At 44.1% G+C, this 11612-nt stretch carries 7 protein-coding genes and 2 pseudogenes; 4 read left to right on the top strand and 5 right to left on the bottom strand.

Annotated features, from left to right (window positions below):
• A pseudogene (locus AB6E51_RS23300) lies at window positions 1-146 on the bottom strand (IS5/IS1182 family transposase); the annotation flags it as partial.
• Between the two features lie 86 nt (window positions 147-232).
• Between AB6E51_RS23300 and AB6E51_RS23295 the strand changes: the two are divergent.
• The 4 genes and pseudogenes from AB6E51_RS23295 to AB6E51_RS23280 form a co-directional block, all read left to right on the top strand.
• Window positions 233-1630: pseudogene (locus tag AB6E51_RS23295) on the top strand (lipase); the annotation flags it as partial.
• Window positions 1620-2729: an OmpP1/FadL family transporter gene (locus AB6E51_RS23290; protein WP_372059111.1), complete on the top strand. Its 1110-nt coding sequence runs from the start codon at window positions 1620-1622 to the stop codon at window positions 2727-2729. The pseudogene AB6E51_RS23295 and the gene AB6E51_RS23290, both read left to right, overlap by 11 nt.
• A gap of 168 nt (window positions 2730-2897) precedes the next feature.
• Window positions 2898-4220 (top strand): efflux RND transporter periplasmic adaptor subunit, encoded by a 1323-nt coding sequence (locus tag AB6E51_RS23285; protein WP_372059112.1) that lies wholly within the window; start codon window positions 2898-2900, stop codon window positions 4218-4220.
• Entirely contained in the window at window positions 4207-7284 is a 3078-nt protein-coding gene (locus tag AB6E51_RS23280; protein ID WP_372059113.1) for an efflux RND transporter permease subunit, read from the top strand. The genes AB6E51_RS23285 and AB6E51_RS23280 overlap by 14 nt, the downstream gene beginning before the upstream one ends.
• Before the next feature lie 97 nt (window positions 7285-7381).
• On the opposite strand, the gene AB6E51_RS23275 is transcribed toward AB6E51_RS23280, so the two are convergent.
• The 4 genes from AB6E51_RS23275 to AB6E51_RS23260 form a co-directional block, all read right to left on the bottom strand.
• Window positions 7382-8146 (bottom strand): DUF481 domain-containing protein, encoded by a 765-nt coding sequence (locus AB6E51_RS23275; protein ID WP_065584766.1) that lies wholly within the window; start codon window positions 8144-8146, stop codon window positions 7382-7384.
• A 191-nt stretch (window positions 8147-8337) separates the two neighbouring features.
• The gene (locus AB6E51_RS23270) at window positions 8338-9234 is read right to left on the bottom strand and encodes a hypothetical protein (protein WP_372059114.1); all 897 of its coding nucleotides are present in this window, start codon (window positions 9232-9234) and stop codon (window positions 8338-8340) included.
• A 275-nt stretch (window positions 9235-9509) separates the two neighbouring features.
• Window positions 9510-9800, bottom strand: coding sequence for a putative quinol monooxygenase (locus AB6E51_RS23265; protein WP_065584768.1), 291 nt, complete (start codon window positions 9798-9800; stop codon window positions 9510-9512).
• A gap of 192 nt (window positions 9801-9992) precedes the next feature.
• A complete protein-coding gene (locus tag AB6E51_RS23260) occupies window positions 9993-11363 on the bottom strand; it encodes an endonuclease/exonuclease/phosphatase family protein (protein ID WP_065584769.1) in 1371 nt (456 codons plus the stop codon).
• Window positions 11364-11612: the final 249 nt, after the last annotated feature.

Genomic DNA, 11612 nt, shown 5'->3' with positions numbered 1-11612 from the left:
AAGCCTCTCCCACGCTTACCATGATGAGTTTTGCATCGCCATGCATCTACGGCTGAATCATCTATCCAGAATGTAACCGAACCACGTTTACAAAGAGCCTTATTGTACTCCGTCCAGTTAGTTATCTTCTTGTTTGCTTTACCCATATCACCACCATTCCAATCGTTTCAAATGATCAGATCACAGGACTTGGAAAAGGTTCAACTAATTTAGGCAACAACGCCCCAAATAGCTGAAGATTCCTTCCTGTTTACCTTTTACTAAAGCGAGAGAATCAGAGTGTATCATTGATGAGTTTGAACCGAAGGAGAACTGTCCTCCACTTTACGAATGGATTACAAACATCGATGGTAGTTTTCCTACGGAAAGAGTCCCAACTCCGAAGATAACCGAAGAGTTAGATATAACTGCAGATATTTATGTTCCTAATGGATGGGACAAAAGTAGTCAGTTACCCACAGCAATTTTTATTCATGGTGTTACGGCTGAACGTGGTACCGCTTCTTTGATGGCTGCGGAATATACAAAAAAAGGTTACGCCGTCGTTGCGATCGACATGCCATATCATGGTGAGCGAATGCGGTATGACATTAGCGACCCAGAAAATCCAATAGAAATCAGCGCTCGTGCAAACAAAGCGTTCTTCATCAATATTGATTCTCCTTTAGCGCTTCGTTCTAACCTCCAACAGTCTGTTTCAGACTTTCTTGGTCTTCGTTATGCGTTGAGTCAGGAAGGTTGGGTCGACAACGATAACGTTCATTTAATTGGACAATCGCTGGGTGGCATTATGTCGGTAATGGTGAGTGAGTTTAGTCAAGCAAGCCCTGATTTTCACTCGGATACCAATACCAATTTTGAATTTAACACGGTGAACTTTGTTGTTCCGGGGCAGGGGCTAACCAACTTGGTTCTGTCTTCTCAAACCTTAGGCCCTGAAATGTCTGAAGGTGTTAAGAAGTCTCCTGATGTTCAGCGTGGCATTGCTGAAACTGTCATACCAGATACATGCATAACAGAAGCAACGAATCAACAATGTATTGAAGCACTTAGAGAGTTTGTAGAGCTTTCATCTGATAACGCGCTGCTTGTTAATCAGCTAGAGAACGACATCTTCGATTTAGTTGTTACCGACCTTAAACAAGGAGTTCAAGCAACAATTGATAGTGCAGACCCTGCTAGTTTCATCTCTCGTCAAGTTAAGGCTGAGCAACCGACTCTTTTGTTAGCTGCAGTTGGAGATTGCGGCGAAACCTGTGACGTTGGCGTTGATTATGTGCCAGACAGCGTAATTCCGAATACCGCGCCAAATAATATTCGAACTGGCACTGAGCCCTTAATTACTGCCCTTGGTTTAGACCCAATAACGGGTACAAAGCGTGATCAGATCGAACTCGGTGGAGTCATAAGAACGACAACCGGTGGACATGGTACGTACTTATTCCCGTATGAAGGCCCCGTTGATGAAAATGGCCTACCGGGTATGCCAGGCGGAAATATGTCAGATGTACGTGAAGCCGTGACAACCCAACAGTTAGCTGTTGCTTCGATGGTGATGACTGACGGTTCGCTTGTTGTCATTAATAACGAAGATCATATCGAAACAGAGGTGCCTCAAAATGAAGAATAAACTTTTTTTGGGCACTGCAGTTGCTCTTGTTCCTTGCCTGATTAACGCGGCCGGTTTTCAACTTAACGCACAGTCCGTAACAGGGTTAGGTCGTGCATTCGCGGGTGATGCTGTTATGGCCGATAGTGCGGCAATTGTGTCTAATGTTAGCTACACGCCAATGATTGGTGATACTGAAATGTTGGATGACCAATCATTAGACGTAGGGACATTAGTTCCAAACATTCATTATGTTCATCCTATCGAGGGTTCGAAGTTCACTCTGGGTGCGACGGTTCATTCTAACTTTGGTACCGACGTCGAATTTGATAACTCGTTCGAAGCGGATGAGTTTGGAGGCAAAACGGCGCTTTCCAGTATCAATGTTGGCTTCGCTGTCGCTTATGAGATCTCTGAAAAGCTCAACTTAGGTGCTGGTATTGATGTTATCTACGGTGAAGGTGAAATTTCGCGTCAAGGTTTACTCGGTGTTGATGCTGATGGATTTGGCTTGGGCGCCAATATTGGTGCTACCTATCAAGTTAATGAGAATAACAAATTTGGTATTTCCTATCGTTACAGCCCAGATATCGAAGTGGAAGGTGACATTACCAAAGGCGGTGTCCCTGCCGACAAGATGAACGTACCTCTACCAGACACTCTAGAGTTTTCCGGTTGGCACCAGCTCAACGAACAGTGGGCTTTTCACTACAGCCTGCAATGGGTGAATTGGTCTGAATTTGACTCGCTAACATCTGACTCTTATGACGACTCTATTAAAGAGTATCAATGGAAAGATGCAGGACATGTTTCTGTCGGTGGTACATACAGCATGTCGAAAGACATCGTTCTACGAGCGGGTTACATGTACGACATTTCCCCAACTGACGAACTCACATCGCTCTCTATTCCTGATGTTAACCGTCACTGGCTCACGGTCGGAGGGACATATAACTTCACCAATGCCAGTTCTGTGGACGTTGGAGTCGGATTTATCATCGGAGAATTACAAGATATTGACGAAAACCTGACGACGATTCCAGGAACGAGTTCCAATATAACTGCTGATGTGACTGCCGATGCTCTCTTGCTTGGTGTTCAATATCAACATCGTTTTTAACTTTTACTTTGGAGTTCAGAACGTAAAAATTTAGGAATCATATAAAAATTGTAGGGCTCGACAGTGAGTTGAGCCCTTTTCTCATTATTAGCTGTTTTAGCATTATTTAAATAGCTGCTTAGAAAAACGTTTTAATTCAGACGAATTCAACGGTTATGGTTATTAAAAATGAAATTTACAAAGCTTAGTAAAACAATCTGTTTGGCACTGTTTGCCTTACATATCTCTCCATCGTTTGCCCAAGACTCAAACTTGATTCCTGTGACTATCGAAAAAGCGCACAAACAAGCATTCACATCTTCAATCAACGAGGTTGGCAAAATCAGGGCAACGGATTCTGCTGCATTGACATTCAGTGCCTCCGACAAAATTCTCAACATCCATTTCAAAGATGGAGATTCAGTTAAAAAAGGCGAGTTGATCGCTCAACTGGACAATACCAAAGCGAAAGCCGATTTAGACAAAGCAAGAAGCTCTCTAGCGTTAGCAAAGTCGAAATTAAAGCGAGTACAAGAATTACTAAAGAAACAGCCTGACTCTATGTCTCAACAAGATGTGGAAGAACTGGGCGAACAGGCGAACCTAGCCGCAGCTGATTTCCGTCAGAAAGAAGCGCTGATGAATGACTATTTATTGGTAGCACCATTTGATGGGCAGTTAACTAACTTCACCCACTCAGTGGGCAGTAAGATTGATAGCGCAACCGCGTTGGTGAGTTTGATTAAACTCGATCCTGTCGAAGTTCAGTATTCCATTGGACAATCGGATTTAGGCAACGCAAAACTTGGGCAGAATGTCTCTATCCAAGTTGATGCTTTTGTCGATGAAGCGTTTTCTGGTGTGGTGGATTACATTGCCCCCACGGTTGATGAGAGTTCAGGTCGCGTAGAAGTACACGCGCACGTGACCAATCCAGATCATCGCTTAGTTCCGGGCATGTTTGCCAAAGTAAGCCAAATGACGAGCGAAGACACGACTCAAATGGTGGTTTCCCAAAATTCCGTTCAAGCAAAAAATACACAACGTTTTGTATGGATTGTGAATGGCGAAAAAATCGAGCAACGCATTGTTGAATTGGGCGTGAATACTAACGATGGGTATGTCGTTGTAGAAAGCGGATTGAAACTGGGTGATCAGGTCGTAGTGACGGGACAGCAGAACCTAAAGAAAGCGTCTCTAGTTAAGGTAATGAACCCTAATGCGGAGCAGAAAACGGTTGAGTTAATAACGGAGCCGGTAGATAAAGTGGTCACTAAGCAGACCGTTAAGCCCGAGGTAGAAAAGACCGAAACACAGATTGATGAAGCACATCCGGTTGAGCCTTCGGTTGATTGGACGGAAGCAACAAAAGGTGTAGACGAAGCGGTCAACGAAAATAACGAGCGTGCGGAAACTAATGCGGCCGCTGAGCAATCATCGAGCGAAATCCAAAGCCAGGAAACTCACAGCAAGGAAGCCGTAACAAAGGAGAATCTGAATGAAGCTTCCTGAGATTTGTATCAAGCACCCTGTGTTTGCGTCTGTTCTGAGCATCACCATTGTTTTGCTTGGGCTTTTGTCGTTTCAAAAGCTCTCAATCCAATACTTTCCAGAACATAAAACACCGTCAGCAACGGTAACGGCTGCGATCAATGGCGCTAGTGCTGAGTTCATGTCGCGCAATGTGGCAGATAAACTCATTACTGCTGCAACGGGCCTCGACAGCGTGAAAACCATGACGACGGACTGTCAGGAAGGCACGTGTAATCTAAAAATCATCTTTGAAGATGACATCAATGACGTCGAATACACTAGCTTGATGAACAACCTGCGTAGCAGCGTCGAAGCGATTGGTGATTTCCCGCCGAGTATGACGGATAAGCCAACGGTCACGGATGACTCTTCTGACACCAGTATGCCGAGTAACATCATCACGTTTGTGAATACTGGCAAGATGTCTAAGCAAGACATGTACGACTACATTAGTCAGCAAGTCGTGCCTCAATTTAAGCACATCCAAGGTGTGGGTGGTATTTGGGGACCGTATGGTGGCAGCGAGAAGGCGGTGCGTGTTTGGTTGGAACCGGATCGCATGATGGCGCTCAATATGAGTGCATCCGATGTTGTTGGAACATTGAGCTCATACAATGCAACGTTTACCGCAGGTACCATCAAGGGGCAGGTGCGAGATTTCTCCATCAACCCAGTAAACCAAGTAACCAGCGTTGATGATGTACGAGACTTGGTGGTTCGTGTTGATAACGGCAAGATCATTCGTATAGGTGATATTGCTGAAGTCAAAATGGGTGAGGAGAGCCTTACACCGAGTATTCTTCGTGTTGACGACAACTTAGCTATGTCGATTCAGGTACTGCCACTGAAAAGTGAAAACCCAGTGACGGTTGCCAATAAGGTTAAGAAGCAAATAGACGTGATTCAACCTCAGTTGCCTGAAGGCATTGAGATGAAGATGGTCTACAACCAAGCTGATTTTATTAAAACTGCAATTGACGAAGGCTTCATGACTTTAGTTGAAGCGATTGTTCTGGTTTCAGCCGTTGTCGTGTTGTTCCTTGGTTCAGTTCGTGTGGCGTCTATTCCTATTATCACCATTCCTGTGTGCGTAATAGGCGTATTTGCCGTCATGCATTTACTTGGATTTAGCATCAACGTACTGACGATTCTCGCTATCATTCTCGCCATTGGTTTGGTGGTTGATGATGCGATTGTTGTGGCTGAAAACTGCTACCGTCATATCGAAGAGGGTGAAACGCCGTTCAATGCTGCAATTAAAGGGTGTCGAGAGATCGTATTTCCAGTGATTGCGATGACGCTGACTTTGGCCGTTGTTTACTTACCAATTGGCTTGATGGCAGGCCTAACCGCCGATCTATTCAGGCAGTTCGCGTTCACGCTTGCAGCAGCGGTGATCATCTCTGGGTTTGTGGCGTTAACGCTCTCACCAATGATGAGTGCTTACTTAATGAAGCCAGTATCAACCCCGGCGAAGTGGTATCAAAAAGTTGATGCGAAACTGAATGTGTTATCGGATTTATACACGAAAGAGTTAGGCAAATGGTTTGAGCGTAAAACACTGATGAGTGGTATTGCCTTGGCATTGATTGCTCTATCTGCTTTGGCGGTTTGGACAATGCCTCAAGTGTTGCTTCCAACGGAAGATACTGGTTTTGTTGAGGTCACTTCAACGCCTCCTACAGGAGTCGGACGTCAGTATCACCTAGACAACAACGAGCAACTCAACAGTGTGTTCAAAGGTGATAATTCAGTAGAAGCGAATTTATCTTACATCGAAGGGACTCCGACCAATCACGTTTTATTGAAATCATGGGGCGAGCGTGACCAGTCAGCTGATGAGTTGGTGAACGAGTTTATCGCTAAAGCGCAAAGTTCGGTCTCTGCTTATGGCATGTCTTTCAAGGTTCGCTCGGCTGATAACTTGAACATTGCCACTAATATGATCCTAGAGTTAACGACGGTTAACCGTGATACCACCGTATTGTCGGAAACGGCGAATGAGGTGGTGGAGGCGCTTGAGAGTTATGAGGGCGTGACCAACATTAAAAATTCGATGTTGCGTGACCAATTGCGTTATGACTTGTCGATTAACCGTAATGCGATTGTGTTGTCTGGTGTTGATTACAGTAACGTAACCAATGCGTTATCGACCTTCCTTGGTTCTGTGAAGGCGGCAGATTTACAAGCCGATGACGGTTATACATACCCCATTCAAGTTCAAGTTAACCGAAAGGATCTCGGCGACTTTAAGGTTCTCGATAAGCTGTATGTGGATTCACAGTCGGGGCAAAGGCTTCCTTTGTCTCAGTTTGTTTCGATCAAACAAGTGACATCAGAATCTAACTTTAAGACGTTCATGGGTAAAGACAGTGCTGAAATCACCGCGGACTTGATGCCCGGATATACGGCGAGCGACGTGAAGGCATACATTGATGACACGGTACCAAGTCTGTTGAAACCTGCTCAGAGCTACGAGTTCAATGGCGTAGTTAAAGACCTGGTTGATTCAACCGCGGGCGCACAAGTGCTGTTCGTATTGGCGTTGATTTTCATCTTCTTGATCTTGGCGGCGCAGTTTGAAAGCTTTGTTGACCCAATGATCATCTTGCTAACGGTTCCATTGTGTATTGTGGGCGCGATTTTGACGCTTTCGGTATTTGGTCAAAGCCTCAATATTTACTCGAAGATAGGATTGCTGACACTGGTTGGTCTCGTGACCAAACACGGTATTTTGCTGGTGGAGTTTGCCAACGAGAAACGCAAATCTGGCGCGAGTGCGAAAGAAGCGGCGATCAGCAGTGCACGTTCAAGGTTACGTCCAATCTTGATGACCTCACTGACGATGATCCTCGGTTCATTGCCATTGGCACTGGCGGATGGCCCGGGTTCCTTAGGTCGAATCAATATTGGTTTGGTTCTGGTCGGTGGCTTGTCTGTCGGAACTTTTTTCTCATTGTTCTTAGTGCCAGTCGCGTATGTCGGTATGGCGAACCTAAAGCAAATGGATTTGTTGACTCGATTGAGAACCAAACCAGCGTAGCGAGATGCTTTAAATTTATCTAGATACTTCAAGGCCCTCATTGTGAGGGCCTTTTGCTATTGTGGGCTAGATTAAGTCAGGAAAGCGGTGAGGGCGGTTAGAAATCGTAGTTTAGATTCATTGAGCTGTAGATTTCGGCGTTACTTTGATCTGAGGCGACAGTGGTGTTGTAAATGTATTCGGTATCAAACGTCAGTGCTAAATTACCCATCAGAATGTTCTTCAAATAGCCTTTTAGGTTGTAGTTTGTGTTCTCTTCACCGTAGGCCATGTTTGCAGTTGCACCCATAGAAAACGTTTCTGTAAGTGTTAGCGATCCATCAATACTGGCATTAACGATCAGCTCGTAGTTTTCTTTGTTTGGGAACTCTTCATCGGAGGGTTGTCGTTGACTGATTCTGTAACCCGGACCCGCAGAGCCTTGAAGCTTGATTCTTTCTGTATCGTAAAAGTGACGACCAAATCCGGTCGCGGTAATGAATTGCTTACGATAGGTACCATAGTGATCGTGTTCAAAACGTGTTGTCGCGACCAAATAGGTGATTTCGTTCAAGTCATAGCTGATGCCATAGTTGGTGGTATAGCGATTGGTACCGTCTTCGTCGTTTTCAGCATCGGTATAGTAGGTATCAAACTGAACTCGTTGGCCCCAGTTCTCTTTTTTGTATCCAATAGAGATTCCAGAGTTGATCGACAAAGATGAGCTGGTGTTTTGTGAGTAGATAAACCCAAGCTTGGTCAAGGTCGTAAAAGGGGATTCTTTAGCTTCTTCTTGTAATTCAGAACCTTCGCTTAATACGACTTGGTCCTCGACTTCCACTTCTTCAACCTCCTCTCCAGCCTCTTTTCCAAATATGGGCATAGAGAACGCGATGAGAGCTAAAGGTAGCTTTCCTAGGTATCGTGTGTATGAAACTGTGTTTGTTAATGGGCGCGTTGTTTGCGAGATAGCGTGTGTCGACATAATGGTTTGGTATATAAAATGATAGAACACGACGAACGCAAGGTTAGTCGTGAAGAGTCGCCAATGATTGAATCGAAAAAGCTAGTGAGTTACGACGCCATAGGTAAAGGCGAAAAAATCGTTTTTATCGCTGAGAACCCGCTACCTCGATGAGGATTGAAATCTTCAATGTGGACAAAGAATTCAAGTATCTCAGAAGGTTTATCGTCTTCGATTAATAAGAACTCGAGTAGCCCTTGTTCGACATGCCATGAAACTATGGTCTCGCTTGATTGATCTGCTGAAATCTGTTCAACATTGATCACAACGCTCGTCTCGGGTAAGGCATTGAAAGCATCTTGCGCACATTTGAGAATACAGCTGGAGACATACTCTCGATATAAAGCATTGCTTTCAGAAAGAGACATCGTTTCAAGCTTCACTTCACCTTGGCACATTACCTTTTTTTCTTTAGGGATCACGTTGTGCTTATTAACCTGAATATTGATTTCTAGCAGGTGACCATTCTTATAAGTATTGAAGTTATGGTTAATCAGCTTAGTGTCGGCTACCGCGGCGTTAATGGAGTTCTGCTGAGCTTCGGAAAGGGCAGAAAGCTTTGCTTCGCTATCGTTGTTTAAAATACCTTTCGATAATTGATTGCCCTTGGCCCAGTAGCTGTAGCTTTGAACCCAATGCACAAACTCTGTCTTGTATTGCTCGATGTCCTGTTCGGCGGCACGCTCAATATTGTTGGTGAGGGTGTACAATTTCGACTTGTTGCCTAGCAGCATATCTAGCCAGCTAGGCTTGTACTCATCGAGTGCTTCCATGGCTTTGACTTTATGATCGAATCGAACTGTTGGCATTACCGGAGCAGGCTCCATCGCAATCGACTCCCAATTCATTTTTGGGGCCGGAATGGTATGCACGGATTGGATTAAGTATAGGTGCTGATTGAATAAGTTCACTCCACTTACAGCGTCCTCAAGTTGTTTGGTATTCATCTACATTCCTGTCGACTGTTGTTCTTGTAATTTGGCGCTTAGTTTATGGTCAAAGCGCGCGAACAGTATTTAAATGAATGTGAATGATCTTTCGTGAGGTTACTTGATATTGGTTTAGGAATATTTCGACTGTGGAGAGATTAGCTTCTGTTTATGAGGGAGGAAGCGGCACATCGAGCCTGGCACAAAATGAACTCGAAACAACATGACAGGCAAGAAAAGCGAAACCCTGCGTTGAAAGCAGGGTTTTTATTGAATCAGTACTGAGTGACTGGTTAGGCAATGTGCGTCATTTTGTTAATCACAAAGGTTTCAATACAGTTTTCAGTCGCAGCCATGTACTCGGCGATGTGTTGGCTCGCTAAGTGTTTCTCTAGATGAGCTTCAGAATCCCAGTTCTCATGAAAAACGAAGTGAGCAGGGTTACTGTTATCTTGATGGAGGTCGTAGTTGATACAGCCTTCTTCGGAGCGGGTTTTATCGATCAATTTAATCATCTCTGATTTAACTAGCTCAGTTTTATCTTCTTTAGAGACGATCGTTGCAATAATGGTTAGCTTAGTCATTGTGAATTCCTAGGGCAATAAATCTCTGGGTCCGGGTAATATAAGTATCTATAAACCAAAGAAAAAGATACGATCTATCCAATGACTATGGCTGTTTGTGTCCATAATTCTCTTTGTAATCGCGAGATTTTTAATGAATTACGCTCATAAGAAAGCCCGACACTAAGCCGGGCATTTTAAAAAGTGAATGAATTAGTTACTGAAATCAGCCTTTACCCAGATCATGCGGTGGTCAGATGAAACATCTTTACCGTTACCATAATCACCAATTCGTGAGTCATTGAATAGCTTGCGTCCTTCTTCATAAGAAGCGGCCCAGTAAACACCAGAATCAACGATGTTAAGTGTTGCTGAAGGCAGTGCGTAATCTACAGCAAGTCCAAATGTTGAAGTGATACGGTTCGGTTGTGGGTGAGACGATGATTTATCTACCGCATGTTCAGCTGCGCCATAACTTGTTGGATACAAGCTGCCATTGGTGACGTCTTGGTTAACTAACGAGTCGTTATGCAAATCTTGCATTACAGAGCTAATGCCGTCGCCATCAACAGGATCTAGGTTTTGGTCACCCATCATAACAAAGTGCTTGCCTTGCTCTAGGCCACCTGTTTTTCCAGTGTCATCATAGATGAACGACTTGTTTTGGATGTATTGGTGCCAGAAGTCGACTTCCGCTGCGTTTTGCTCAATGTTCTTACCCACATCAAAAGCTGGAGGAGTAGGGTGTGACATCAACAAGTGAACGGTTTCTGTCCCGTTTTTAGTTGGAATTAGGATCGGCGCGTCAACGTGGTTTTTTGACGATAGACGAACTTCTTCCCATTCAGCTGCTGTGTACCACTCGTCGCCACAGTTCATGCCGACAGGGAACTTACTAGGATCATCACAAACTGTGATTGTTGGGATGGTTGCACCTTCAAGATCTTTCCATTTAAATTCTTGGAATGTGCGAGTGTTGGCCGTGTCTATCTCATATTTAGACATTAGAGCAAACGCATACTGACCATGGTAGAAACCGAAGCCCCACGCATCACCGGGAAGTGTTCCAAAATTACCGTCATTGTCTAAATCAAAACCAAATTCGTTCAACAAACCTGTATTGGTCGAGTAGCTTTCAAAATATGGATATGAAATTGGTTCTAGGTTCGCGTCGCCACCTGCACCTTCGATACTTTGAGCAACAGAAAGGTAGTTCTTCTGGAAGCCTTCGAGCGCTGATTTGTCGGTACCAGTACCATTATTGTTAAATTCAGCCATCATCAGCACATCAGGTCGATTCTTTTGAATCACGGCAGCGACGTTGCGGATCTGGATAACCTTGGCAGCTGTTACTTTGTCAGCGTCATCAATCGTGTTATCCAAATAGTCGGTTACTAGTTTTGTTTGAGCGCTTGGTTCAATCTGCATTTCTGTTACAAGGTCTTCGAAGGTGGCACGATCAAAAGACAAGTTATAAGTCGCGATCTTTACTTCTTCAGGTTGAACGTAATCTGTGTCACTGCTGCAACCAATCAAAAGTGCAGAAGAGATGGCGAAAGCGATAGATGTTTTTAACAATTTCATAAAGTGGGTCCGCTAATTGCTGAAAGAAATTTGGGACGCGCATGTTATGAGATGGATATCATTCTGTAAGTGATTCTTGTCACAGGCAAGGCTCTGAAGTGATATCTTGTTGCATTGAAAATGTGACATTTGGAACTAGTGTCTGTAATTAGAATAAAGACTTAAAATTCATAAATTTAATTAGAACTGTGAATTAAAAAAGGTTCATCGCGGATTAGCGGGAACTAAAAACAAAAACGGTAGTAAGTG

Origin of the sequence: Vibrio sp. 10N.247.311.47, from assembly GCF_041467535.1 — a bacterium.
In the GTDB taxonomy this organism is placed as follows: domain Bacteria; phylum Pseudomonadota; class Gammaproteobacteria; order Enterobacterales; family Vibrionaceae; genus Vibrio; species Vibrio crassostreae_C.
This window is presented reverse-complemented; position numbering and strand designations above follow the sequence as displayed.

Excerpts from the sequence above, each read along its gene's own strand:
- AB6E51_RS23290 (WP_372059111.1), top strand. The coding sequence starts at position 1,620 with ATGAAGAATAAACTTTTTTTGGGCACTGCAGTTGCTCTTGTTCCTTGC.
- AB6E51_RS23285 (WP_372059112.1), top strand. The coding sequence starts at position 2,898 with ATGAAATTTACAAAGCTTAGTAAAACAATCTGTTTGGCACTGTTTGCC.
- AB6E51_RS23280 (WP_372059113.1), top strand. The coding sequence starts at position 4,207 with ATGAAGCTTCCTGAGATTTGTATCAAGCACCCTGTGTTTGCGTCTGTT.
- AB6E51_RS23275 (WP_065584766.1), bottom strand. The coding sequence starts at position 8,146 with ATGCCCATATTTGGAAAAGAGGCTGGAGAGGAGGTTGAAGAAGTGGAA.
- AB6E51_RS23270 (WP_372059114.1), bottom strand. The coding sequence starts at position 9,234 with ATGAATACCAAACAACTTGAGGACGCTGTAAGTGGAGTGAACTTATTC.
- AB6E51_RS23265 (WP_065584768.1), bottom strand. The coding sequence starts at position 9,800 with ATGACTAAGCTAACCATTATTGCAACGATCGTCTCTAAAGAAGATAAA.
- AB6E51_RS23260 (WP_065584769.1), bottom strand. The coding sequence starts at position 11,363 with ATGAAATTGTTAAAAACATCTATCGCTTTCGCCATCTCTTCTGCACTT.